Below are 23,533 nucleotides of genomic sequence, written 5' to 3'. Positions count from 1 at the left end.
CCTCGGCTGGTTAGCGGATAGGGTTTGCACCATCCAGTATACCACCCGAGGTCGTTCTGTATCCTCGGTTTAAGCGTCCCTGTCCGCCCTTAAACGTGCGCGGGCGAGGGGCTTTAATCTTGTGGTTCATCCGCAATGCATAGGTTAAAAAGAGGTGCTCCCCCTCGCCCGCGTTCAGTGGGCGAGGGGGTTGGGGGGTGCTTACAAGGGTAGGTTTTTAATCGCGATACGCTGTGCACCAGCAATCCCATGCATGGTTCATCGCTGGATGCCTGTTGCCCATGAAATGTCCTTGAGGGGGTGCAGGGGGATTAAAGCCCCCTGCGTCTCCCGCCTGGAGGCGGGACGGAAGGGTGGTGATCAAGGATGATTATTAAAACCTACCCTTGTAAGGTTGGGGGGTGAGGGAACATCGATGCCAATTCAATGAAACACCCTAGCTACTGGCCCCTGATCCCTCTCCCACTGCCCCTCGATTTATCGAATGCCAAAGATCGTGATGATATGCGGCGTATCGATAATCACGTGCGGCGCAATTGCGTGGTAGCCCCAAGCATGCACCCAAGCATTGCCCGTGCGCAAGGTCAGCACGGTTTTGATCATACCAGCCCCAAAGTAATTGATCAGCATAAAGATGATTGAAATCAGCGCATTGGTTGGGGTGCTGAAGTTCGTCCAAGCCTCGGCCATGTGGACCAACGCATAGCACAGCCCGCCAAGCAGCACCGTAGTGATGGCCGAACCAGTAATTTTGAGCAAGCGTGGAACCAGAATTGAGTAGATCAGCACCATAGTTGGCAGCACCGTACCAATCCCATAAATCACAAAGGAAAGGGGCAAGCCCAAGGCCAATTGGCTGAAACTTAAGCGATTAAGGCTTGTACTCAAAGTTGTTAACTCGAATAATATTTCTGAAATCCCAATCACTGCGATCACCAACACATCATTGCGGCGATTGCTTGAAACTAAATTGAGCTGAACATTGCTATAGCGCCGCCGAAACCACAGATATGGCCCAACCGCATAAAACACAAAATTATAAATTGCCCAACTCCATACCTCAGCAACCGCTAAATCGCTATGCCCGCCAACCAAAGTTCCTGCCAAATGAAAACTAAAGGGTTTGAATCCCAGCAATGGCCCTAAAACCCAGCCCAAGGCTTGCCCAAACACTGCATAGCCAACTAAGCCAACAGTTTCACGCAAGGCTTGGCTGCGTTCAGGGGCGCGCGCAGCCAGATCAGGGATTATCCGTTTGCGCGTGAGCATATAGGTCAGGCCCATCAGTACAAACACTTCAATCAGCATAATGCTTGGCACAAACATCTGCATAATAAATGGAGCGCCTGCAAACGCAGGGCGATCAAATGGCAGCACGCCTTTGGTCAATAGCACAATCAGGCCATGACCCAAAATCCATAGCATGATCGTTAATTGCACTCCGCGATGACTCAAAATGGTGCTGATCCAAGTTTTTCTGGGTAATTGTTGCGCTTGCGATTGGCTGATTGGCGTTTGCATTGGATTAATCCTTATCGATTCACAGATTGATGGCTTGAGCGTAAAGCCTGACACAGTGGCAGAGTCAAGCAGCAATCTAAATCTGAAGGATGAAGGATGAGGGATGATTTTGAACATCTATGACAAAGCCTTGGCAAGCAGGCAACTCGTAGTACACTACCTAGGTGCTTGCGATGGCGGCACACCAGAATTTGCAATTAACCCTGCCAGAGAGGAAATAGCGTATGGCTTCATCAGAGGCAAACAGCGTGCCCCAACGCCGCACCCGCCCGCAACGACTTAATCGCAGCAAAATCGCCAGCATTGTGATGGCGTGGATGGCCTTGTGCTGGCTGATTATTGGCAGCGTGTTTTATAGCATCATTCCTGGGGGCTGGTTCAGCATTATCGGCTTGATGCTACTGAGTTATATCCCTTTGCTCTTCGTTGCACGCTCGTTTGGTGGGCCGGTTGCCCCATCGGCGCATCTGCGCTTATGGGGCTTTCGGCCATTTTGGTATAGCCAATTGTTGTTGCCGCTGATGGCGATGGGTGGCTTGGTTGGTTTGATCATCGGCTTGCCATTTCATAGCAGCAGCATCGTTGGGCGTAGCCTTGCTGGCGGCATCGGGTTGCTCTATTTGGCTGGCATTGGCTTGGCCTATTTTGGCTCACGCCGCTTGGCAGTGCGCGAATTGACCGCCAACTTGCCCCAGTTGCCCAACGAACTGGCAGGCTTGAAGATTGTGCAAATCTCGGATACGCACGTTGGGCCGCATACCTCGCGCCGCCATTTGCGCAATGTGGTCGAGGCGATTGAAGCCGCCAAGCCCGATTTGATTGTGATGACTGGCGATCAAGTTGATGATTATGTCGATGATATTAAGCCATTTGCTGCCGCATTCGGCAAGCTTTCAGCGCCGTTGGGCGTAGTCGCGATCGCTGGCAACCACGATGTGTACGCAGGCTGGGATGGCGTTCGCGCTGGTTTAGAGCAGATGGGCATCAAGGTTTTGGTCAATCAAGCCACAGCCTTTAACTATCGCGGCGTGCGTTGGTGGCTGGCGGGCACTGGCGATCCTGCTGGAACCTATGTGGCGGCGGGCCGCGAACCAGTAGCGCCAGATATTGCCAAAACCCTTGCCAAGATTCCAGCCAACGATTTTCATGTGGTCTTGGCCCATAATCCAGCACTCTGGCCAGCCTTGGCCGAACGCAACGTGCCATTGACCCTCAGCGGCCATACACACTATGGCCAATTTGCCATCCCCAAGCTTGGCTGGAGCATGGCCTCAGCCTTTTTGGAACACTCAATGGGCCACTATCAGGTTGCCCAATCGCTGCTCTACATCAACCCAGGCACTAACTATTGGGGCATTCCCTTCCGGCTTGGCACCAAACCAGAAGTAACCGTGATTACGCTTCAACCAAGCCCAACCGCCGCGATCAGCGAATCGAAAGCATAAACCAAACATCTTTAAACCATCAGCAGCTAGAACGCAATCGTTGGAGCTGTTGATGGTTTTTTGTTACGTGTTTGTTACAACAAAATAGCTTATTTTAATTTTATTGCTTCTATACTTAGGTTATGAAGTATCTATTCAAAAGTAATTGGCTCGCAACACTAGCCTTCACAAGCAATTTTTTAATCCAATGGATCATACTTCGTCCGTTATTACTCGGTATTTCAGCCACGTATGTCATCTTTGCTCATAACGAGCAATTCAGTCAACGTTTATTGCTCTATTTTATTATGAGTTCCAGTTTATTATTTGGTGGCTTATTTGCACGCAAACACTATCTACTATTAGCACCAATCATTGCAACCAGTAGCTACCTGCTCGGCGTTTGCTATTTGCAAAATCTGTTGGTAAATCCTGATCTCTGGAAGTTGAGCCAGCGTGGCTACACTGTCAGAATGCTCGAAATTGCCAGCCTTGGCATCGCTCTTGGTTGGCTGGTTGATCGCGTGCGACAAGCCATAATCCTCAGCCACCGCAAACGCCAAGCCCTGCATACAGCAACGCTTTATCCGAATAAGCGATAATCGTTCAGGGTGCAGGACTAAGCGAAACAGGAACCGCGAAGAACGCGAAGGGCGCGAAGATATGGAACTTGTATTGATCGAAGGCAAACGTCAAGCTGATTGCACGTTACTTACAGCGGCGTACTCACCTCAATCAAAATCGCTGAAGGCGCTTCAAAATAAAAGCCATAGCTACCACGCATTGAGTGTGGTTGCTGGAGCGTGGCAGCGTAGTCAGCCTGTAAACGCGAAAAACACGCGTCAACAGCAGCGCTCGATGCAAGCACAAAGCCCACATGAAAGCCCGCCGGATACTGCGGCAACTCGTTTTGTTGGCTCAAAACTAAACTAAACTGAGCTTGGCCCTGCAAAACTGCCAAACTGGAGCCTTTGGTTGCCAAAACCGCAAAATCAAAATAACGGCAAAAGAAATCACACGCCGCAGCCAAATCGCTAACAATTAAGTTCAGATGATTAAGCTGCATTGCTCACCTCTGCATTCTTAATTAGTTGCGCCAACACGTTGAGCGTTGTTTGATACGCTTCTGGCGTGATCTGCCGCATCAGTTGCGCCCGCTGCTCGTGCACCAAGCGCGTAACAGCAGCAAAACGCTCAAGCGCTGCCGGATTGATTGTAAGTTCACAGGCCATCAGATCAGTGTGATCGATTGGCGCGGCGAGCCAATGTTGTTCAACTAATACCGTGACGGTCATGCGCAATGTTGCTTGATCTGCTAAAACAGCGCTGATCGATTGAACTGAATCCAAACGCACTGGCTGCTGTTGCTGCACCAGATTCAATAATTGCCAAGCCAAACGCGATAAACCAAACTGGGCCACTGCCCGATCCAACCATGCGGTAATCGCCTGATCAGCCTCTTTGAGCCAAAAGCCGATTGGTTTGGGTTGCTCGTTCATTGTTGTTCCTCCATAACAGAGCAACAGCATAACGCTTGGCACAGGCTTAATCTTGTAAAAAATCGGCATTAACCTGCTGGCAAAATTGGCGCGGTGTAAGGCCAGCAAAATAGCGAAATTCATGCTGCAAATGAGCTTGATCGCTATAGCCCAAATCAACTGCGAGCGCGGCAATCGATTGTTGCGGTTGCTGCACCAAGCGATCACGCACCTGCTCAAAGCGAATCAAACGCGCCAGTTGCTTGGGCCTAACGCCAGTTATTTGGCGAAATTGGCGCTCAAATTGGCTCAGCGAGAGCTTTTGTTGCTGGGCCAATTCGCTCATGCGCAGATTGCCAAACTCTTGATAGAGCAGCAAACCGCTGTGATGCAGCCCCAGCCGAAGTTCACTCAAACGTATATGCTGGAGCAAAGCGCTATGCACTTGCTGCAAAAGGGTGGCCAAATCGGCAAAACGTGCCCAATTGCGAACCTGAGCGGCAAAGCGCTGCCAGCGCGGTTCGTTCAACGCCAAAGGTTGATTCGGCAAACAGGTTTGGCCTAATAAATCGGCAACCGCCCAGGCATAGATTTGAATGCCCACGAGTTGGCAAGCACCAGTCGCATACAAATATAATGGTTGCTGTTGCACACCCAAAATAAACGCTGCTGGCAGCTCGCAAAGCGTGCCATTGGCTTGCAGCCATTGCAGCGGCGCACCACAACAAATAATCAATTGGGCATACGAATCGGGAATAATTGCTTGGCGATTGTAGTGGGCCTGCGATTCAGCCAACGCCCACAGCCGCACAATCTGCGAACGCAGCGCTTCGTCAACGCCCAAGTTGTGGTGTTGCATCAAGCCTCCTTGCCACCAGAAGCAGTATTAAACAAAAAGACACTCGGCAAAACCGAGTGTCTTGGTGACGCATACGGGATTCGAACCCGTGATCTTCACCTTGAAAGGGTGACGTCCTAGGCCGCTAGACGAATGCGCCATGCAACGTTGTGTATTATATCCAGCAGCCGATTTTTGTCAAATTACCCAAAGCTGCTCACCATCGATTGTTTCCTCAGCCCAATTTAGGTCGAGAAACGCTAGTCATTAATGCTAACCACAGCATTGCTATTATCATTCGACGATTAATGACGAACCAATGTGCTTGAGGGGGTGCAGGGGGATTAAAGCCCCCTGCGTCTCCCGCCTTGAGGCGGGACGGAAGGGTGGTGATCAATCCTCATTCAGCACGATAACCAAGCGTTTACCATTACAATTCAACAATCGATAAGCGATCGAGCGCGAACATGCGCTGCGCATTGCGCAAGTAGCAGTAGGCGTGCAAAATGTGGCGCTTGCCTTCAACCGTCAGCCCAATTGGCAACACCCGCCGCTCAACCGGGTCGCCGCCAGCAGTCCGATATGAAATCATCAACGATTGACGGCTGGTCATAGCCGTTGAAATTTCTTGAATCAACGGGCTTTCTTCATCGCCAGGCAACAGGCCACGCTGCGCCCGCAGCAAATCGGCCAATGTATGCACGCCTTTGCGATACAAAATATCAAGCAGATGTTCAAAAACTGGCCGCAAGGCCACGACATCGCTCATGGCGCGGTGCGAAGGCGCTTTTTCGCCAAGGTTGGTTGCCAACGAAGTCAAATTGTAGCGCCGTGCAGTGATGTAGCGTCGCGCCAAAGCCAGCGTATCGATTACCGGAGTTTCCAGCGGTGGCAAATTAATACGACCTAATTCGCTGGTCAAAAACCCAATATCAAAATAGGCGTTGTGAGCAACTAAAACCGCTTCGTGAAACAATTTATTGACTTTTGGCCAAACTTCGCCAAATGATGGTGCATTTGCAATCATTTCGGCACTAATGCCATTGACTGCGAATGCAGCGGGATCAATTTCGCGTTGCGGATTTACCAAAAACTCACAACGATCAATAATCTCGCGACCTTGAATGCGCATTGCAGCCATTTCACAAATGCGATGCCCAATTTGAACATCTAAGCCAGTGCTTTCCATATCGAACAACACAAACGGAATGGTGTGCAACGGACGATCAAGGAGAGTATACATGCGTGCTTCATTTCTAGTTCCCGTGCGGGAAACATTTAACAACTTCACCCGACAGTACGTGCAAAAGGCTTGCAAGGTTTGTCGTTACTGATTGTCAGTCTAACACGCTCATGTGTCAATATTTGTCATTTTAATAATCAGGTTAGCTTTGATCGTCGCTAATATCGGCCACTTCGGCTTTGGCTGCTTGTTGTAAATGGCTGGGCGCGACCAGCATTTGCAAGCCACGTTGACCAGCACTCAAGCTAATGCGCGCATGTTGAAAGGCACTAAAATCGAGCACAACTGGCATTGCTCGCCGCGTTCCCAACGGCGAAACGCCACCTTTGAGATAGCCAGTCAAACGAGTTAATTCCTCGATCGGAGCCATTTCAACCCGTTTATCGCCAATTGCATCGGCTAATTTCTTCAGGCTTAAATGATGATCGCTGGGCACAACTGCCAGCACATAGCCTTTTTTCTCGCCTTTGACGAGCAAGGTTTTAAACAACATATTCAAGGGCAAGTTGAGCTTTGTGGCGGCTTCTTCAGCGGTAAATTCTGTTGCCTCAAAACTCAACAGCTCAAAATCGCTGGTCACACGGCACATCACATCGGTTGCACGGGTTCGAGTTCCCATTATTGGCCTCCATCACAATAAGCCTCATTATAATCATTCACTAGACCTAGTTCAAACCAGCTTTTGGCCTATTTGTAGCACGAAAATGTATGTTAAACTAGCCTTGGATGTTCGCTATATTCGATTGAGGAGAATGTATGTTCAAACCAAAACCACAACTTAAACTCTCGAAGCAGGGCATCAATGCAGTCTTGCTGATTGGCGGGATTGGCGCAAGTTTTCTGCTAATCACGACGCTGATTATCACGCTTTCGACCAAAGAACTCGATACCTTTCTCGGCTGGTTCAATTTCATTGGCTTTGTCATCCTCTTGGTCGCGATTCGGCTGGTGATGCGCCGCCCAGGTATGTATGAGTTGCCACCGCCGCCAGTAATGCCAACCAACGTTGATCCCAGCCAAGGCTATTACGTTCCGCCAGCATATGTCAATGAATCACCAGGGCCGTTTGCCCATGGCGCGGGTTCAATTCCGCCAATGCGCACAACCTTGCGTGGCAAATTCGCCTTAGCTGGCACATTTATCGTTGGTTTTGTGGTCATGATTGGCTTGATGGCAATCTTGTCGCGCACCACGAAACTTGATAATGATACATTCACCACAATTTTTGTGCTTGGAATGGTTGCGGTTGCCATAGCAGCACCCAACATTTTGCGCCTACCAGGCATGCGTAAACCGAGGCAATAAATCCGATCCACGAAGATCACGAAGGCACATAAATAAAGGACTACAATCATATTTGCAAATTATAGACTTCTAATATCTTCATACAAGGACTATATGTCAAAAAATTTTACTAAACTTAAACACAATTTCTATTCTAAACATTAGATGACAATGAGGTTAACATATGTCAAATATTAATACTTATCTACAATATGGAATAAGTACTGATATAGCCAAAGATTTGATTTCAAAAAATTTATCTATATCATCTATTAGGTCGACCAGTTTAAAAAACATGATCAATACATATCATTTTGATGAAGTTACTGCTAAATTCGTAAAAAATGCTGTTCTAAGGAAAGAAATAGATGAAAATATAATATATCAATTACTAAAAAATAGTTTATTTAAATGCTGTTGTTGTGAAGGAACTAAAAGTCCTAGTTATGTCATACATCATATTATTGAGCATCATATAAATCAAGATAACAGCTATGATAATCTTGCTGTGCTTTGTCCTGCCTGTCATGATATTGCTCATTCAAATGGATTAAGTAGAAAACTAACCCCAGAACAAATTAAAAGAAAAAAAGGTGAATGGGAGAAAGAGGTAGAAAAAAATAGGGTTTCTAGAGCATCTTTAAATCTTGAAATTCATGATATTGATTTTATTAATGCTAAAAGAATTGATATATTAGGATTTGATTTATTTAATCAGATAAACGATATCAACAAAAGAAATGAATTAATTGATAACAATATCATAGATAAAAATGGAAATTATATCCATATAAATAAAAAAATAACTAATAATCATATAATATCAGGCAATACAATAAATCACTATAAAATCATTTTTAAACATATTATATCATATTTTTTATCTAGTATAGAAAATATTGATAATTTAGTAAATAAAGAAGTTTACAACAAAATTGGATCTATGTGCTATTATGTTGGAGGTTTATATGGTAAAGCGTTAGAAGATAAATGTACTTTATTACATTTTTCTAGAAAGAAATATACATTTAATTGGATTGTAGATAATAATTATATAATATCTAATACTTCTGCTATAAGAATGAAACAAAGATCAATATATATTGTTTATGGAATAATACGAAGTGTTGAATATAATAAAGAAAAAAAACAAAATATAGTAGATTTACGTCCTTATTTTATAGGAATGCCTACAAAAACTATCAATAGAACTCCAAAAATTCGATATACACATGATTTTATAGAAGATGATCATGAAGATTTATAAATAAATCTTCATGATCATCTTCTATAATTCTCTTATTCACATCAAAATGGGTGGATCGCCAATCGGCGGTTGGGGCCTGCTCGGCGGATCGCCAATCGTGGGCGGCGCATCATTGGCTGGCTCAATTGGTGGGTCGCCAATCGGCTCGGATTCAGGTGTTGGTGGCTCAATTGGTGTTGGCTGATCGCTTTGGTCGCTCATCGCAATATCCTCATACTAAAGCTAGGCTTTGCCGTTGCGCAACGTTCGAATAAATTGAATAATCGCAACTAGCGTACCAACAATACTCATTACGACCCCCAAAACCACGCCCAAGGCCGTGCCGCCAACCGCATACGTGGCTTTTTGTTGCGAGGTAGCCAGCGCTGGAGGCAAGGCGGTCGTTGGCAAATCGGGCGGCGTGGGCAAGGCAATCGCTGGCGCTAGCTTCGCGCGGCGAGTTTGATTCCAGTCGGTATAGACCCGGCAAAATTCCGCGCCAAAAAAGATAATTTGGCTGGCGTAATAAATCCATGCCAGCAGCGCGATAAAAGCCGCCACCGTTGTCGAAGCAGTATATTTATTGCCGCCAAGAAATAGCGAAAGCACGATTTTGCCAATTTCCCACAGCGCTGCGGTCAAAATCGCGCCCGGCAAGACATCGCGCCAGCGCATTTTGGGCTTGGGCATGGCAAAAAACAGCAAAAAGAAAATTAAGACATTGACTGCAAACGCTAGGACAAAAGTAAAAATTTGCCAGCCAACCCCAACCCCAGGTAAATTAAAGCTCTTGGACAAATTTTCTAGGCCTTGCAATACCGAGGAAAGAACCAACGAGCTAATTAAAAGCAGGCCAATCACCAATACCAAGGAGAATGCTTTGCCGCGCTCAATTACGGTACTTCTAATTGTGTACAGAAAATTGCCTTGCTTAGGTTGAATATCCCAAATCACATCAAATGATTTATCGATTTGGACAAAAATCCCGCTAGCAGCAAAAAATGTTGTAATTAATGCAATTGGGGCGTTTGTGCCAGCTTGTTGGCTTAAGCTTTTCAAAATTTCAACCAATGCATTGCGAATCGAAGAATTATCAACACCAACTTGCGGGCTGGTTTGAAAAACTTGCATTATCGAGTCAACTAGCGTTTTTTCAACATCTGTACCTGTATCGCCTTGCAAGCGCAACCAATAACCTAAAACTGAAAGTAATAATAAAATCAAGGGAAAGATCGAGAATACCGCATAATACGCCAACGACGCAGCCATTCGCGAACAATCATCATCATTCCATGCTTTAACCGTGCGTTGCAGCAATGGCCAAGCGGTTTTCGTAACCCATTGTTTCATAAATTGCGCCTCATCTCACACTAGGCGATTAATTGCCCCATTAGACTTGTTCGCGATTGAGCATGCCAGCGTTGCCAAGCACGCTTTGGGTTTCATCCATCAGCTCTTCAATCTGACGAATATATGATTGATGTTGGGCCGTGGCCGCAACTTCAGCAGTAACCTCATCTTGCTGAATTGTGACCAAGCGCTCGCGCAATACTTGCAATTGATTGCGATAGGTATCAGTCAATTGGTCATCAATCGCTTTGCTAAACCACAGCTCGCGACCCAAAATTTGAATCGTCGCTGCCAAGGGTGGTGCAATCAGCATGCCCAAAATCCCCGAAGCCTGCGCCATCACCATCAATATCAAGACCACCAGCACCGGGCTAACCCGATTGGCTCCGTATAAGCGTGGCTCGACCCAAATTTGCAGCATTGCAAAAACCGCAATCGTCGATAAGCCAGCCAACAACGCCACTGGCAAACTGACCATTAAGCCCATCGCGACCGCTGGAATCAGCGCCAACAACACCCCAACCCACGGCACCAGCCAGGCAATCGCAATCCACAAGGCCAGCAAGGTTGGATACGGCATGCCAATTAATTCAAAGACAATCCCCAAGCTAATGCCCGCCAACGAGCTTTGGGCCACTTCGCTGCGAATATATGCGCCAACTTCAAGCTCAACCGCCCGCCAAATCGTGCGCGCACGCTGGCGATGTTTGGCATTAATTAATGAGAGCCACAAACGCTCAAATCGATTTTGATCAACCGCCCAATAGGTGCTCAGCGAGAGCAAAATAACCAACTGAGCCAGAAAATCAAACACGCCACTGCTAAACCCAATAATGCTATCAACAACCGCCGTGCCATCGGTGCCAGCCATATAATCAAGCAAGCCTTGACGCGACGGCAATTCGCTGGCAATCGTTTGTTGCCATTGTTGGCCTTGCGGCCATGTGATGGTGATATTGGTATAAAAACTCAGTAATTGATCGCCAGCTCGTTGCAATTCAGTCAACAAGCCGCGGCTAATCACTGCAAACAAGCTACCAAAAAAGATAAAACTGGCAAAATAGACCAAGCCATAGGCTGCGCCACGGCTGATCCCGCGATCAATCAAGCGCTGCGCAAATGGCCGAACTGCCGAGGCAATCACCAACGAAACCAAAAAGAGCAACACCGCATCGCTAAACATCCACATCAGCACCACGAGGCCAATTGTGAAGAGGATGGTTGCAGTAACCCGCGCCAGCTGTTTCATGCGGCTAGTTCCTCGCTGCTATTGATCGCCGCAAGCATGCCATCCAAATCAACCACCACATGCTCAAGTTGATCATCAAACACAATATTGGCTTCATCTTCGTTTTCATCAGCCCGATTATGCCGCTGAAGGGCTTGGAGCAATTGTTGCGATTCATAATGCAACACGCCAAAACGATCGCGGCGAGTTACATTCGCGCTTGATTCATTTTGATTAAACACCAAGCGGGTGAAGATAATTTGGACAATTGCCGCCAGTGGCACGGCCAAAATCCCGCCTGCCAAGCCCAAAGTCGCGCTAAATGCGGCAAATGCCACCAACGTCAGCACCGCATTGACCCCAACCGCGCGATCCATCACCTTGGGAACCAAGAACGTGCCTTCAATTTGTTGAATCACCACGGTTGCCACAATCACCCAAGTAAAAGCAGTCATATCGCCTTGGGCAAGCGTAATCAGCAGCGGCGGCACAGCGCCAAGCACTGGCCCCAAAATGGGGATTGTTTCTAACAAGCCTGCCAAAATGCCCAGCACAATCGCATAATCGATGCCAATCAACAGGTAGGCAGCGGTCGAAAGTAAGCCAATCGACAAATCAAGAATAAGCTGGCCGCGAATAAACGCACCCATTTTAGCTTGAATTTCAGCAATCAGCGAACGCCAATTCTCGCGTTTTTCAACCTCGACTAATTGCAACAAGGTGCGCAGCACCCGATCGCCATCGAGCGTCCAGTAGAAGCCAAGCAACAGCGTAGCAATGACCACAAACACACTAATGCCCGTATTTTCGAGCACGCTCACTAATTGAGTTACCGCCACATCAGTTTGTTGTTGGTTGGTTTCGGCGGGAGCAACGCCCGAGAGCGAAAGCGGTGCATCAAGCGGCAACCGAGCAGCCAAATTGCGAATAAAACTACTGCGCGAGGAAACCAGAAACTGGCGCGCATCGTGATAATACTCGGGAATTTTGGCGGTAATCGCGGTAATTTGCTCGGTAATCAGCGGAGCCAACAGCACCACAACCCCAATCAGCAAGCCCAATAACAGCAGGTAGGCGATAATCACCCCCAGCTGGGGCGCGATTTTGAGCCGTTGCAACAACTGCACTAGCGGGCGAATTGCCGTGCTCAGCACAAACGCAATAAACGCCACCACAAACACGCTATAAAAATTAACAATGATAAAAGCAAGGCCGATCATCGCAAGGACGACCAAAGTTGCGGTCATGACACGCCGCGTTGTCCAACGAGCGAGGGTCAACGAAAGCTCGTCCATGGCGACTCCCATACACAAATATGCTTGGCTGGATTGATACTGGCAGGATTTAAGCAACAACTATACCAAAAACATCGCTTGTAGCAAACGTAAAATTAAGCCAATCCTTAACCGATTCTTGCCAGATTTTCAGCAGAGTGTGCTATGCTAGGGGAATAATTCCGAATCCCACCACCTGAGCGGTGTTGCCTATTATTCAAGAAGGAGTGTGCTGCATGAGCCAACCGCAAGCTGCTGCACGAATTTTGGTTGTCGAGGATGAAAAAGAAATTGCTGGCTATTTGCGGCGAGGTTTGGCCTTCGAAGGGTTTACAGTCGAGGTAGCACACGATGGGCCAACCGGCATTGCCGCCGCCCGCGAACGCCCCGCCGATCTGGTGATTCTCGATATTATGTTGCCAGGCATGGATGGCTTTGAGGTTTGTCGGCGCTTGCGCGCTGGCAGCGATGTTCCGATCATTATGCTAACCGCCAAAGAAACCGTGCCCGACCGCGTAATGGGCTTGGAAAGCGGAGCCGATGATTATTTGATCAAGCCCTTTGCCTTTGAAGAATTGCTTGCCCGCATTCGGGCTTTGCTACGTCGCCATGTTGCCCGTACCGAAGGCCCGGTGGTGCTGCAAGTTAATGGCTTAGAGATGAACACTGCTTCGCGCGAGGTTACAATTGCTGGGCGTGCAGTGCAACTCACCGCCAAAGAATACGAATTGCTCGAATTATTTATGCGCCACCCGGGCCAAGTGCTAACCCGCGATGTGATTTACGATCGGGTTTGGGGCTATGATTTTGGCGGCGAATCGAATATTATTGAGGTCTATGTGCGCTATTTGCGCCAAAAACTCGAAGAATCGGGCGAAGGCCGCATGCTGCACACCGTGCGCGGTGCTGGCTATATCTTACGTGAACAACCCTACGGTGAACGATGACCCTACGCTATCGGCTAACCTTCATTTCGGTTGCTTTTATGACCCTTGGATTGTTAATCTTGGGGTTGACGCTCTATTCTGCTGAACGGGCGATTTTGCTCAATGGCGTGCGCGATGATTTGGTGCGGGCTACCAACCAAATTCAAAGCCAATATGCCCAAGCCAAAAAGCCACTTGAGCGGTATTTCAGCGGCACGAGCATCTCGTTGTTGCCTGTGCCCAACGAAGATTTTGAGGGTTCGCCGATTTCGGTTGCGGTCTTTTATCCCAACGGCGTGCGCTTGGCGGCAACGCCCGCATTTATGGGCGAAGGCCCAAGCCTCGATAGCACTGAATTGGCTTCGGCGCTCGAAAAAAATTCAGTTATGAGCACCAAGCCATCGGCTTATGGCCGCACCATGCAAGTGGTTTCGCCATTAACCTTCGATCATACGGTGGTCGGCGTGTTGGTTGCCAGCCAATCGTTGCGCACAGTTGATCGCGCCTTGGACACCTTGTCGTTGGTGTTTTTGATTGCTGGTTTGCTCACGATTGTGTTGATGTACCTTGGGATTAGCCAAATTACCAAGCGTGGCTTACGCCCAATTGATATGATTGCCAACACTGCCGAGCAAATTGTGCGCGCCGAAGATTTGAGCCGCCGGATCGCGGTGGCCAATCCCCACGATGAGCTTGGTCGGCTGGCCACTATCACCAACGATTTGCTAGCGCGCATGGAAGGTTTGTTCAACACCCAAAAACGACTCACCGCGGACGTTTCGCACGAATTACGCACCCCGCTCGCCGCCATGCGAGGCAATCTCGAAGTGCTGCGTCGCGGCGCAATGCACAACCCCGAATTGCTCAGCGAATCACTCAGCGACTTAGAACGCGAAGTTGTGCGCTTAAATCGCTTGGTCAACGACCTGTTGTTTTTGGCTCAAACCGAGGCCGGAGTACAAATGCGCAGCGAGCCAGTCGAGCTTGATACCTTGATTTTGGAAGTATTTCGCGAATTGCGCCCACTGGCCGAGCATGTCAAGCTGCAAATCGGCAGCGAAGATCAAGCAACGGTTATTGGCGATCGCGATCGGCTCAAGCAAGCAATGCTCAATCTAGCCTACAACGCAATTCAACATACGCCCGACGATGGAACAGTCACCCTCAGTTTGGAACGAGTTGGGCGTGAGGTGGCCTTGCGGGTGCAAGATACTGGCGAGGGTATTCCAGCTGATGTGTTGCCCAATATCTTCCAGCGTTTCTATCGTGCCGACAAATCGCGGGTGCGCAAAGGCGGCGGCGCTGGGATTGGCCTGGCAATCGTCAAATGGATTACCGATGCCCATCGGGGCACAATCGAAGTCCGATCAAACGTTGGCGAAGGCAGTATTTTCACCTTGTGGCTACCCTTAGCGCCAGCCACCGATCGGCTGATCACCAGCCAACTGCGCGAATCGCCATCGCAGCCATTGCCAATTGTCAGGCCGTAGCGATATTTTAACCACGAAGAGCACGAAGGACACGAAGTTATTAACCTTAGTGGTTCTTCGTGTCCTTCGTGGTTTAATTAATTGTTCTATACGATCCTACTCGGTTGGTAATTCGAGCTTTTTGAACAGCACGCTTGGCGCTGCCAACTCGCGGCCTGCTGGCAGATCGCTCCATTCCCAGCGACCAACCCATGTGCTTGGTTCGCAGGTCAGCACTGCGTGGCTATGTTGGCTTTCTTGCCGTTCCTCAAACAGCAATGGCCCAGCCAAATAGCCTTCGTTGCCCAAGAGTTCATGCAATTTTTGGCTGGTGAACGGCAAAAATGGCGTGAACAAGGTGCGCAAATTATTGATTGCTTGCAAGGCAACATACAAAATCGTGCCGCCGCGCTCACGATCAGTTTTGAGCACTTTCCATGGTTCTTGGCTGGCCAAATATTCGTTGACCGAACGTGCCGCTGCCATCGTCGCAATCAAGGCTGCTTTGAAATGAGCCAATTCCAATTCCTTGCCAACGGTTTCAAAAGCGTTGCGCACAGTTGCCAAAGCGGCTTCATCTTCGGCGGTCAAGGCTTGTGGCGTTGGCACATGGCCAAAATTCTTGTGAGTGATAGAAAGCACCCGATTGACCAGATTGCCCCACGTTGCGACCAATTCTTCGTTGTTGCGGCGAATAAATTCGCTCAGCGACCACTCGGTATCCGAGGTTTCGGGGCCAGCAATCACCAAGAAATAGCGCAATGGATCGGGATCATACTGGGCCAAAAATTCGCCAACAAACGGAATGCTATTGCCTTCGGCACGTGATGATGAGATTTTTTCGCCGCCTGCCAAGGTCAAAAATTCGCTGCTGACCACTTCGTAGGGCAATTCAAGCTCACCATGGCCAATCAGCATAGCAGGCCAAATCACGCTATGAAACACAATGTTGTCTTTGCCCATAAAGTAGTAATGCCGGGCCTCTGGGTTCAGCCACCACTCGCGCCAAGCCTCAGGCCGCCCAACCTTGGTCGCCCATTCAACCGCTGCCGAAAGATAGCCAATCACCGCATCAAACCAAACGTAAATCCGCTTGCCATCGAATTCGTCGCCCTCGACTGGAATTGGCACGCCCCAGGTCAAGTCGCGAGTAATTGCGCGGGCTGGCACTTCTTCGAGCAAGCCCAGCGAAAAGCGTTTTACATTTGGCCGCCAATGTTCTTGGCTTGAAATCCATTCGCGCAAGCGCTCAACAAAGGCTGGCAGATCCAAGAAAAAGTGTTTGGTTGGCTTAAACACTGGGGTTGCACCGCTCAAGGTCGAGCGTGGCTCAATCAAATCGACTGGATCAAGCTGCTTGCCACAGTTATCGCATTGATCGCCACGAGCCTTGGTGTAGCCACAATGTGGGCATGTGCCTTCGACGTAGCGGTCGGGCAAAAAGCGATTGTCGGCTTCGCTATAGGTGCCAATCATTTCTTTGGCAAAAATATAGCCATTTTCCTGCAAGCGGGTGAAAAACGCTTGAGTTATTTGGTAATGATTTTCGGTCGATGTGCGGGTAAATAAATCATACGACAAACCCAAATCGCGCAAGTTGTTGCGAATTTCTGCATTGTAGAAATCGGTTACTTCGCGGGGTGTTTTGCCCTCGCGATCAGCGCGCACAGTGATTGGCGTGCCATGATCGTCGGTACCGCTAACCATCAAGACATTATTGCCGACCAAGCGTTGATAGCGGGCAAAAACATCACTGGGCACGCCAAAGCCTGCAACATGGCCAAGGTGACGTGCGCCTGAGGCATACGGCCAGGCTACCGCCACTAAAATATTTTTTGACATACACACATCCTTAAAACAAACCGAGGGCAACAAAAAACCGAGCGCAAGTCGCCCGGTTGCGTGAATCAACGAGGTGGGCGCATCTTCTAGTTGGCGGGGAGGCCCGCCATGAAGCCGCCAGCGGTAAGGCGAATCCCAGCCCATAGCCAAAAATCGGCTGCTGCTTGCGCCGCTTCTGGGGAAGTTTTGGCTGTGCGTTGCAATAGTTGCATTGAGTTACCTCGCCTACGTGGCCCCATTGTACCACACTGGCTGGTTGGGCGTATAGGCCTAGGGGAGTAGAGCTATAAAGGATGAAGGATGAGGGATGAAGGTCAAAAGTCAGAAGTCAAAAATCAAAACCGAGGGATCAGAGTTATTGGTTATGGGCTATAGGAATCATGGTAAAGCTGTGGCAAAACGTGCGCTTAGTAGAAATACGCGATGAGGTTGCATTAGGCATAAAAAAAGGACGTAACGTTCATGCTACGTCCTTGGTGTTTGGTGAGCCGGGTGGGACTCGAACCCACAACCAGCTGATTAAGAGTCAGATGCTCGACCATTGAGCTACCGGCCCAAACAGCGTCTCCAAGTATACCGATTCAGGGCTTTTTTGTCAAATTGTAACCAAGGGTTCAGGGGCTAGGATTCAGGGGCAAGTTTATGAAACCAACCAAGATTGCAAACGACGTAAACCGCGAAGCGCACGAAGCTCGCGAAGCACGATTTTTAGCCACAGATTGACACAGATTTGTATGATTATGTTTTAGCAGACCCAATAGCCAATAGCCAAAGCTATCGTTCCTCTGCGCCTCTGCGTTAAAAGTTTGCTCCACGAAGATCACGAAGAATGTTTTTTGGCCACAGATTCCACAGATTAGCTCAGATTCATTGTTCCAAAAGCCAAAAGTCAACAGCCCATAGCCACACGTTTTTCGCCACGAATTCCACGAATTTCACGAAGCATGTTCCGTTAGCCAATAGCCAAAGCCATCGTTCCTCTGCGCCTCTGCGTTAAAAGTTTGCTCCACGAAGATCACGAAGAATGTTTTTTGGCCACCGATTCCACAGATTAGCTTAGATTTATAGTCCCAAAAGCCTATAGCCCATAGCCTAGAGCCATATGTTCTCTGTTCTTCTTTTTGCCTTCTGCCTTCTGCCTTTTGCCTTCTGCCTTCTGCCTTCTGACTTCTTTAAACAAATGTCTGTTGAGCCAATGGTAAATGGCCAACATCGCCATGGCGAATCAAGCGTCGCCAGCCTTGCTCGGTAATTGTTAATTCGGTTAAGCCGCAATGTTGAATATCAGCATTAATCCAATGGGTACTGGCTGCGCCAAAAATTGCCGCCACCACAGCACTAATCAAATTACCATGGCTGACGAGCAATATATGATCATCAGTTTGGGCTGGGCCAAAATAGCGTTGCCAAAGCTCAGCAAACTGGGCCGCGCCAGCTTCAATTAACGGTGGCTCGATTTGAGCAAAAAAAGCTTTGGTGGTTTCCGACAAGGCTGATTCGCTTGGAATCGATGGAATCAATTCGAGCAACAGTGGCTCTGGTTGAAGTTGCAGCTGCGGGTGCTGTTGCTGAATCCAAGTGGCAGTTTCACGGGCACGAATGCTTGGGCTATGCAAAATTTGCGTAATTGGTAACGATGCGAGGCGCGCAGCCAACGCTTGGGCTTGTTGCTGGCCCAATTCACTCAAGCTACCGTCGGGCATGGCCGATGCAAGCGCTTGATTCTGATATTGTCCATGCCGCACTAAATAAATCGTTCGCGTAGCCATCAAATCTCCTTGATCGATCAAGAAGCTAAGCATAATCAAATGCAAACTGGTGATTAATGATAATCAGCTGATACGTTGCTCAACGCAAAACCCCCGATCGCTGTACGTTCGATCGGGGGTTTGAGCCAGATTTGGGTTCTAGCGATCAGGAATCACATCAAGGAACAAGGTTGAGTAGGCACGACCCAACTCAATTGGGCCATCGAGCGCGCCTTGGGTTTGCAACATCTGATGGGTAAACGACCACAGGTCAGGCCGCATATCGCCAACTTTGGTATTCGCAGGCTTGACCAATTTAGTTAGTTCGTTCAAACGCCGCAGTTGGGCATCGCGGTTGAGCTTCGAATCGTAGCTGACCACATAATCAACAGCCTGATTAGGATTGGCAATGACATCATTCCAGCCTTTAAACGTCGCCTTAAGAAAGCGCGTAACCAGATCGGGATTTTCGGTTGCCATTTTCTCAGTCGTAATCAGCACCAATTCGTAGCTATTGATCCCATAATCGCTGAACAACATGATTGACGGTGGCGAGCCACGTTCGCTCAATTCAATTGCTTCGTTGATGTTCCAAGCAACCAAGGCATCAATCTCGCCTTTGATCAGTTGATCAATCCCCGAATCGAAGCGCGGCAAGGGCTTAGCACTCGCTAAATCAATGCCTTGAGCGGTCAGCAAGGTGTTGTAGAGTTGGGTTGCGCCGCCTTCCGAAACCAAAACTTTTTTGCCCACCAAATCTTGGGGGGTGCGAATATTGGCAGCTGGCAGCGAAAGAATCGCCAGCGGGCTATTTTGGGTTAGCACGCCAATCCCAACGACCGACTTACCATTGGCGCGAGCTTGAATCACGCTATCGGCGCTGGCCACCCCAAAATCAGCAGCGCCGCTACTGACTTGTTCAGTACCATCGATATAGCCCTGATCATTAAAACCACCAGCAATCAACTCGACATTCAAATTTTGTTCGCTAAAGCGCCCATTCTTTTCAGCTGCAAAAAAGCCTGCCGAAGAATAATCGTAGACCCAGTTGAGCTGAAGCTTAACCGAATCTTTTGGGGCTGGGGTAGGGGTTGCTTGGCCGGTGCTACAAGCAGCGAGAAGCAGCAGCAAGACGACATTGAAATAGCTTAATCGACGCAACCTAGCTCCTCGATGGGGTAAACGCTTAACCATGGGCAACCTCCATGAACAAAAGAAATAATAGCAATACGATTTCCGCGATTAGCTGATATGCCATTATCAGCACGCCAAAAGCCCTTGTCAAGGTCTATAAGTCCTAAGCAAGCGCTAGGCGTATACCCCGCTCAGCGCGCAATTTTGTACGCTCCACAAAAAAGTGTCAGATTTCGCTGCTACAGTGCTCTCTCTATCTGGCAAATTAATCTATATAGCTAGTTTAGCGTGTACACAAATAGAAAGGATTTTTTATGACTTCCGCGCAAACAATTTTAGTTACTGGTAGCAACAGTGGGTTAGGTCGGGCAATTGTTGAAACTTTGGCCCAACATGGGCATACGGTTTTCGCCTCGATGCGGGGAATTAATGCAAAAAATGCTCAAGCAGCGCAAGAATTACGCGATTTTGCCAGCCAGCGCGGCTTAACCATCGAGCCAATCGAGCTTGATGTAACCAATCAAGCCTCAGTCGATCAAGCGCTGGCCACAATTCAGGCCAAAGCTGGTCGGCTCGATTGTTTGATCAACAATGCAGGCGCTGGCTTGGCGGGCTTGGCAGAGGCCTGTACGATTGAGCAAGTGCAGCAATTATTTGAAATTAATGTTTTTGGGGCGTTTCGGGTTACCAAAGCTGTGTTGCCTTTGATGCGTCAGCAACAAGCTGGTCTCTTAATTACAATCTCTAGTACCAGTACCCAAATCGTTGTGCCCTTGTTGGCAGCCTATGGGGCAAGCAAAGCCGCTGAAGAAAATTTGGCCCACGCCATGGCCTACGAACTGACCGCGCTTGGCATCGATAGCGTGATTTTACAATTAGGTGGGTATTCGACCAATTTTGGTGCTAATATCATGACCGCCGCCAATCAAAACTTGAATGCAGCATACGGCGTGGCTGGTCAATATGCCCAAGCGATCAGCACTGGCATTGTAACGGGGCTTGAACATGCCGATAATCCGGTTGATGTTGGCAATAAAATTCACGAAATTTTGGGCTTGCCCAGCGAGCTGCGCCCACGCAAATATAGCATGGGAACAGGCTCGCAAGGCCTCAACGAGCTGAATCAACAGCTTGAGCCACTCCAAGCAGGGTTAATTAGTGTGATGAATATGGAGCCAATGCTCTTGCGCAGCCAGGCGGTTGCTAGTTAATTAAGCTTCTGCCTGCTCAATCTCAGCGAGATGCAACTCGATCCGGCGGTCTGGCAACAACCAGATCGCCGCTACTACCACATATAAAAAGCCGGCGATAGCTGGATGAATAAACGCCCCCGCAATTGCCAACGTATACAGCAATGGCGAAAGTTTGCCTTTAAGATCGCGTCCAATCAGCTTGGCAAGCGCAGAGTTGGAGCCTTGGCTGCGAATAATCGTGCGCTGCAAAATCCAGTAGGCAACCCCCGAACCCAACATCACAAACCCATAGGCCGCTGTTGGAATTGCGGCAAAGTGGTTTTCCCCCATCCAGCCAGTGGTGAACGGAATCAGCGAGAGCCAAAACAGCAAGTGTAAATTGGCCCACAACATTGCTCCAGTCGTGCGGGTGGTCACATGCAACATATGGTGATGGTTATTCCAATAAATTCCGATGTAGACGAAACTCAAGATGTAGGACAGCAAAATCGGCACTAAGGGCTTAATATCCGCCCAGGTGTCCCCATGGGGAATTTTCAACTCCAACACCATAATCGTCAAAATAATTGCGAGCACGCCGTCACTAAACGCTTCTAAGCGCTGGGTCTTCATACACACTCCTGATCTTGTTGGAACCGCTCCTATTTGACAATTTTTGGCATATTGTGTCAAGCCCCAAATCGCTATGCTAGCAATCAATTGATTGATATTGGTTTTTAGGAGGATTGACGATGATTGCACGATGGCTATTAATTGGAGCATCGATCGGTGGATTAATGTTCTTGCCACTTACACCAAGCGCTGCAAGCCCACACGATGTAGCGATTGCGCCAAGTGGCTCGATTAGTTGTGCCACCCCAAGTAGCGAACGAATCGATTGTTTTGTGCTTGGCGACGATCAGCAAGTTTGGCAGCGTTCGTGGCAAAGTAGTGCAGGCTGGGGCAATTGGCAGGGCTTAGGATTAAGCCAATTCAGCCTCGACCCAAGTGGCGGCGTAAGCGCGATTGCTCGCAATAGCACAACCCTCGATATTTTTGTCAGTGGCAAGCAAGGCAATTTCATTAATCTGTATCAACGCAGTTGGAATGGTACAAGTTGGAGTAGTTGGATGAGCCTTGGCGGGCCTGGCACAGCCGATATTTACGAAACAAGCTGTACTTCGGCTTCAGCAACCACTATGCAGTGCTTTGCCCGCACGAGTGACAACCATTTATGGCAAAGAACTTGGAATGGCACGAGTTGGGAAGCCTGGAGCGACCTTGGAGCTTTTATCAGTAGCGGTGCGTTCAAAGGCTTGGCTGCGGCCAATTATGGCGTAGATAATGTTATAGTTTATGCAATCGGCAGCAATGGCCATGCCTATCGCCGCTTCTACGAAGGCGGAACGTGGTTCGATTGGGTTGATGATGGCAATCCAAGCCCGAGTTTGTTGCATCAGACAAGCTGTCATCGCCAAGCGAGCAATGCCCTAAGCTGTGCATTTAGCGATAGCGCTGGCGCTGTTTGGGTTCGCACGTGGGATAGTGGCGGATGGAGTAGTTTTAGTCAGCTGGCAGAATTGCCTTCAGCCGCCACTGGGGTTGCGATTGCCCATTATCTTGATACTGGAACAATGGTGATTGCCAATGCAAGCAATGGCAAACTCTATCGAACGTTTCGCAATGATGCGACAAGTGCGTGGACAAGTTGGATCGACGATGGTCGCCCGCAAGATCTTCAAATCTTTATCCCCATCGCTCAAAAACCCAATTAAGCCTTAAGCAAGGCAAAATGACGCATATCGGCCACTTGTTGCTTGTTGCGTTTGAACAATTCTTGATTGTAGCCCACAATCAAGGCCAAGGCACTAGCTTCGTATTCGCTGTAGCCTGTATCAAAATACATGGCAGCAGCCTGCATGAGGCTAGTGCGATCGGTGTATTGATGGCCAATCAATTGGCGCTTGGCGGTTGCCAGCGAGATTTCGGTTACTGGCAGGCCAGTACCATAAATGACCCCAATGAGCGCCCCGACAATCCGTTGGCAGGCAATCAAATCAGCAGGATGAGTTTTGGGCACTGGGGCGTTAATCACACATTCAACCAATTTCGGGTAATCCCGTAACCATTGTTGGCATGATTGAACTGCGAGGATAATTCGTTGCTTGGGAGTACAACGACGGGCATCAAGGTCAAAATGGGCATGTTCAACAACGCGGGCTGTTGCGCGCTCGAAGACAACCATCCCCAAATTGGCGGCTGAAATATCAAGTGCAAGAATCATCGTGGTGCTCCTTTAGGTAGTACAACGGTTCAGGAGGTCGCGTGAATGCTATGACCATGCGGGAATGAACAT

General features: G+C 48.7%; 24 protein-coding genes and 2 tRNA genes. 8 read left to right on the top strand and 18 right to left on the bottom strand.

Translation table 11 applies throughout. The features are described 5' to 3' along the window. Positions 1-477: 477 nt before the first annotated feature. Positions 478-1,521: a hypothetical protein gene (locus JOD20_RS08005; protein ID WP_204754762.1), complete on the bottom strand. Its 1,044-nt coding sequence runs from the start codon at positions 1,519-1,521 to the stop codon at positions 478-480. Between the two features lie 224 nt (positions 1,522-1,745). Between JOD20_RS08005 and JOD20_RS08000 the strand changes: the two genes are divergently transcribed. Together JOD20_RS08000 and JOD20_RS07995 are read left to right on the top strand one after the other, a co-directional pair. Beyond that, the gene (locus JOD20_RS08000) at positions 1,746-2,966 is read left to right on the top strand and encodes a metallophosphoesterase (protein ID WP_204754761.1); all 1,221 of its coding nucleotides are present in this window, start codon (positions 1,746-1,748) and stop codon (positions 2,964-2,966) included. Positions 2,967-3,253: 287 nt separating this feature from the next. Next, the gene (locus JOD20_RS07995) at positions 3,254-3,547 is read left to right on the top strand and encodes a hypothetical protein (protein WP_204754760.1); all 294 of its coding nucleotides are present in this window, start codon (positions 3,254-3,256) and stop codon (positions 3,545-3,547) included. A 110-nt stretch (positions 3,548-3,657) separates the two neighbouring features. Here JOD20_RS07995 and JOD20_RS07990 read toward each other — a convergent pair whose 3' ends face one another. The 6 genes from JOD20_RS07990 to JOD20_RS07965 all read right to left on the bottom strand — a co-directional run bounded on the left by JOD20_RS07990 (position 3,658) and on the right by JOD20_RS07965 (position 7,123). Beyond that, positions 3,658-4,011 (bottom strand): VOC family protein, encoded by a 354-nt coding sequence (locus JOD20_RS07990; protein WP_204754759.1) that lies wholly within the window; start codon positions 4,009-4,011, stop codon positions 3,658-3,660. Continuing rightward, entirely contained in the window at positions 4,001-4,444 is a 444-nt protein-coding gene (locus tag JOD20_RS07985; RefSeq protein WP_204754758.1) for a hypothetical protein, read from the bottom strand. The genes JOD20_RS07990 and JOD20_RS07985 overlap by 11 nt, the downstream gene beginning before the upstream one ends. Before the next feature lie 46 nt (positions 4,445-4,490). After that, on the bottom strand, positions 4,491-5,282 hold the full coding sequence (locus JOD20_RS07980; RefSeq protein ID WP_204754757.1) for an AraC family transcriptional regulator: 792 nt from the start codon (positions 5,280-5,282) through the stop codon (positions 4,491-4,493). A gap of 62 nt (positions 5,283-5,344) precedes the next feature. Further along, a tRNA-Glu gene (locus JOD20_RS07975) sits at positions 5,345-5,421 on the bottom strand. 270 nt (positions 5,422-5,691) lie between these two features. After that, the gene (locus JOD20_RS07970) at positions 5,692-6,504 is read right to left on the bottom strand and encodes an exonuclease domain-containing protein (protein ID WP_110515180.1); all 813 of its coding nucleotides are present in this window, start codon (positions 6,502-6,504) and stop codon (positions 5,692-5,694) included. A gap of 142 nt (positions 6,505-6,646) precedes the next feature. Further along, positions 6,647-7,123, bottom strand: a complete 477-nt coding sequence (locus JOD20_RS07965; RefSeq protein WP_204754756.1) for an aminoacyl-tRNA deacylase — start codon at positions 7,121-7,123, stop codon at positions 6,647-6,649. Between the two features lie 137 nt (positions 7,124-7,260). On the opposite strand from JOD20_RS07965, the gene JOD20_RS07960 reads away from it, so the two are divergent. Both JOD20_RS07960 and JOD20_RS07955 read left to right on the top strand, forming a co-directional pair. After that, positions 7,261-7,809: a hypothetical protein gene (locus JOD20_RS07960; protein ID WP_204754755.1), complete on the top strand. Its 549-nt coding sequence runs from the start codon at positions 7,261-7,263 to the stop codon at positions 7,807-7,809. A gap of 163 nt (positions 7,810-7,972) precedes the next feature. Beyond that, positions 7,973-9,055 (top strand): HNH endonuclease, encoded by a 1,083-nt coding sequence (locus tag JOD20_RS07955; RefSeq protein ID WP_204754754.1) that lies wholly within the window; start codon positions 7,973-7,975, stop codon positions 9,053-9,055. A gap of 36 nt (positions 9,056-9,091) precedes the next feature. Here the strand turns inward: JOD20_RS07955 and JOD20_RS07950 are convergent, their stop codons facing one another. From JOD20_RS07950 to JOD20_RS07935, 4 genes are read right to left on the bottom strand one after another with little or no spacing between them, the layout of a single operon-like run. Then, a complete protein-coding gene (locus tag JOD20_RS07950) occupies positions 9,092-9,256 on the bottom strand; it encodes a hypothetical protein (RefSeq protein ID WP_204754753.1) in 165 nt (54 codons plus the stop codon). A 21-nt stretch (positions 9,257-9,277) separates the two neighbouring features. Continuing rightward, positions 9,278-10,384 carry a YihY/virulence factor BrkB family protein gene (locus tag JOD20_RS07945; protein ID WP_204754752.1) on the bottom strand — a complete coding sequence of 369 codons (1,107 nt, stop codon included), beginning with the start codon at positions 10,382-10,384 and terminating at the stop codon, positions 9,278-9,280. A 40-nt stretch (positions 10,385-10,424) separates the two neighbouring features. Next, a complete protein-coding gene (locus JOD20_RS07940; protein WP_204754751.1) occupies positions 10,425-11,633 on the bottom strand; it encodes an AI-2E family transporter in 1,209 nt (402 codons plus the stop codon). After that, positions 11,630-12,907 (bottom strand): AI-2E family transporter, encoded by a 1,278-nt coding sequence (locus tag JOD20_RS07935; protein WP_204754750.1) that lies wholly within the window; start codon positions 12,905-12,907, stop codon positions 11,630-11,632. Before JOD20_RS07935 ends, JOD20_RS07940 begins: the two co-directional genes overlap by 4 nt. A gap of 215 nt (positions 12,908-13,122) precedes the next feature. Here JOD20_RS07935 and JOD20_RS07930 point away from each other — a divergent pair, with 215 nt between their 5' ends. Further along, positions 13,123-13,833 carry a response regulator transcription factor gene (locus JOD20_RS07930; RefSeq protein WP_012190338.1) on the top strand — a complete coding sequence of 237 codons (711 nt, stop codon included), beginning with the start codon at positions 13,123-13,125 and terminating at the stop codon, positions 13,831-13,833. Continuing rightward, a complete protein-coding gene (locus JOD20_RS07925) occupies positions 13,830-15,302 on the top strand; it encodes a sensor histidine kinase (RefSeq protein ID WP_204754749.1) in 1,473 nt (490 codons plus the stop codon). The genes JOD20_RS07930 and JOD20_RS07925 overlap by 4 nt, the downstream gene beginning before the upstream one ends. A 96-nt stretch (positions 15,303-15,398) precedes the next feature. Here JOD20_RS07925 and metG read toward each other — a convergent pair whose 3' ends face one another. The 5 genes from metG to JOD20_RS07905 all read right to left on the bottom strand — a co-directional run bounded on the left by metG (position 15,399) and on the right by JOD20_RS07905 (position 20,032). After that, complete coding sequence (gene metG / locus JOD20_RS07920) at positions 15,399-17,123, bottom strand: methionine--tRNA ligase (protein ID WP_204754748.1); 1,725 nt, start codon at positions 17,121-17,123, stop codon at positions 15,399-15,401. Between the two features lie 86 nt (positions 17,124-17,209). Next, positions 17,210-17,335: a hypothetical protein gene (locus tag JOD20_RS26710; RefSeq protein ID WP_275580580.1), complete on the bottom strand. Its 126-nt coding sequence runs from the start codon at positions 17,333-17,335 to the stop codon at positions 17,210-17,212. A 269-nt stretch (positions 17,336-17,604) separates the two neighbouring features. Next, a tRNA-Lys gene (locus JOD20_RS07915) sits at positions 17,605-17,679 on the bottom strand. 616 nt (positions 17,680-18,295) lie between these two features. Further along, positions 18,296-18,892: a histidine phosphatase family protein gene (locus JOD20_RS07910; RefSeq protein WP_204754747.1), complete on the bottom strand. Its 597-nt coding sequence runs from the start codon at positions 18,890-18,892 to the stop codon at positions 18,296-18,298. 138 nt (positions 18,893-19,030) lie between these two features. Next, complete coding sequence (locus JOD20_RS07905; RefSeq protein WP_239583770.1) at positions 19,031-20,032, bottom strand: ABC transporter substrate-binding protein; 1,002 nt, start codon at positions 20,030-20,032, stop codon at positions 19,031-19,033. A gap of 287 nt (positions 20,033-20,319) precedes the next feature. On the opposite strand from JOD20_RS07905, the gene JOD20_RS07900 reads away from it, so the two are divergent. Then, positions 20,320-21,216 (top strand): SDR family NAD(P)-dependent oxidoreductase, encoded by an 897-nt coding sequence (locus JOD20_RS07900; protein WP_204754745.1) that lies wholly within the window; start codon positions 20,320-20,322, stop codon positions 21,214-21,216. Here JOD20_RS07900 and JOD20_RS07895 read toward each other — a convergent pair whose 3' ends face one another. After that, positions 21,217-21,810 carry a TMEM175 family protein gene (locus tag JOD20_RS07895; protein WP_204754744.1) on the bottom strand — a complete coding sequence of 198 codons (594 nt, stop codon included), beginning with the start codon at positions 21,808-21,810 and terminating at the stop codon, positions 21,217-21,219. It lies immediately after the preceding gene. 119 nt (positions 21,811-21,929) lie between these two features. Here JOD20_RS07895 and JOD20_RS07890 point away from each other — a divergent pair, with 119 nt between their 5' ends. After that, entirely contained in the window at positions 21,930-22,952 is a 1,023-nt protein-coding gene (locus JOD20_RS07890; protein WP_204754743.1) for a DUF8189 domain-containing protein, read from the top strand. Here the strand turns inward: JOD20_RS07890 and JOD20_RS07885 are convergent. Further along, the gene (locus JOD20_RS07885) at positions 22,949-23,461 is read right to left on the bottom strand and encodes a hypothetical protein (RefSeq protein WP_204754742.1); all 513 of its coding nucleotides are present in this window, start codon (positions 23,459-23,461) and stop codon (positions 22,949-22,951) included. The two genes, JOD20_RS07890 and JOD20_RS07885, sit on opposite strands and share 4 nt — an antisense overlap. Positions 23,462-23,533: the final 72 nt, after the last annotated feature.

It is taken from the genome of Herpetosiphon giganteus (assembly GCF_016907925.1).
Classification (GTDB): Bacteria; Chloroflexota; Chloroflexia; order Chloroflexales; family Herpetosiphonaceae; genus Herpetosiphon; species Herpetosiphon giganteus.
The sequence above is the reverse complement of the archived record's forward strand: the minus strand, read 5'-3'. Positions and strand labels throughout refer to the sequence as shown.

Excerpts from the sequence above, each read along its gene's own strand:
- JOD20_RS07995 (WP_204754760.1), top strand. The coding sequence starts at position 3,254 with ATGAGTTCCAGTTTATTATTTGGTGGCTTATTTGCACGCAAACACTAT.
- JOD20_RS07985 (WP_204754758.1), bottom strand. The coding sequence starts at position 4,444 with ATGAACGAGCAACCCAAACCAATCGGCTTTTGGCTCAAAGAGGCTGAT.
- JOD20_RS07885 (WP_204754742.1), bottom strand. The coding sequence starts at position 23,461 with ATGATTCTTGCACTTGATATTTCAGCCGCCAATTTGGGGATGGTTGTC.
- JOD20_RS07890 (WP_204754743.1), top strand. The coding sequence starts at position 21,930 with ATGATTGCACGATGGCTATTAATTGGAGCATCGATCGGTGGATTAATG.
- JOD20_RS07955 (WP_204754754.1), top strand. The coding sequence starts at position 7,973 with ATGTCAAATATTAATACTTATCTACAATATGGAATAAGTACTGATATA.
- JOD20_RS07935 (WP_204754750.1), bottom strand. The coding sequence starts at position 12,907 with ATGGACGAGCTTTCGTTGACCCTCGCTCGTTGGACAACGCGGCGTGTC.
- metG (WP_204754748.1), bottom strand. The coding sequence starts at position 17,123 with ATGTCAAAAAATATTTTAGTGGCGGTAGCCTGGCCGTATGCCTCAGGC.
- JOD20_RS07990 (WP_204754759.1), bottom strand. The coding sequence starts at position 4,011 with ATGCAGCTTAATCATCTGAACTTAATTGTTAGCGATTTGGCTGCGGCG.
- JOD20_RS07960 (WP_204754755.1), top strand. The coding sequence starts at position 7,261 with ATGTTCAAACCAAAACCACAACTTAAACTCTCGAAGCAGGGCATCAAT.
- JOD20_RS07895 (WP_204754744.1), bottom strand. The coding sequence starts at position 21,810 with ATGAAGACCCAGCGCTTAGAAGCGTTTAGTGACGGCGTGCTCGCAATT.
- JOD20_RS07980 (WP_204754757.1), bottom strand. The coding sequence starts at position 5,282 with ATGCAACACCACAACTTGGGCGTTGACGAAGCGCTGCGTTCGCAGATT.
- JOD20_RS07940 (WP_204754751.1), bottom strand. The coding sequence starts at position 11,633 with ATGAAACAGCTGGCGCGGGTTACTGCAACCATCCTCTTCACAATTGGC.
- JOD20_RS07945 (WP_204754752.1), bottom strand. The coding sequence starts at position 10,384 with ATGAAACAATGGGTTACGAAAACCGCTTGGCCATTGCTGCAACGCACG.
- JOD20_RS07910 (WP_204754747.1), bottom strand. The coding sequence starts at position 18,892 with ATGGCTACGCGAACGATTTATTTAGTGCGGCATGGACAATATCAGAAT.
- JOD20_RS07950 (WP_204754753.1), bottom strand. The coding sequence starts at position 9,256 with ATGAGCGACCAAAGCGATCAGCCAACACCAATTGAGCCACCAACACCT.
- JOD20_RS07925 (WP_204754749.1), top strand. The coding sequence starts at position 13,830 with ATGACCCTACGCTATCGGCTAACCTTCATTTCGGTTGCTTTTATGACC.
- JOD20_RS08005 (WP_204754762.1), bottom strand. The coding sequence starts at position 1,521 with ATGCAAACGCCAATCAGCCAATCGCAAGCGCAACAATTACCCAGAAAA.
- JOD20_RS07900 (WP_204754745.1), top strand. The coding sequence starts at position 20,320 with ATGACTTCCGCGCAAACAATTTTAGTTACTGGTAGCAACAGTGGGTTA.
- JOD20_RS07930 (WP_012190338.1), top strand. The coding sequence starts at position 13,123 with ATGAGCCAACCGCAAGCTGCTGCACGAATTTTGGTTGTCGAGGATGAA.
- JOD20_RS26710 (WP_275580580.1), bottom strand. The coding sequence starts at position 17,335 with ATGCAACTATTGCAACGCACAGCCAAAACTTCCCCAGAAGCGGCGCAA.
- JOD20_RS07970 (WP_110515180.1), bottom strand. The coding sequence starts at position 6,504 with ATGTATACTCTCCTTGATCGTCCGTTGCACACCATTCCGTTTGTGTTG.
- JOD20_RS08000 (WP_204754761.1), top strand. The coding sequence starts at position 1,746 with ATGGCTTCATCAGAGGCAAACAGCGTGCCCCAACGCCGCACCCGCCCG.
- JOD20_RS07965 (WP_204754756.1), bottom strand. The coding sequence starts at position 7,123 with ATGGGAACTCGAACCCGTGCAACCGATGTGATGTGCCGTGTGACCAGC.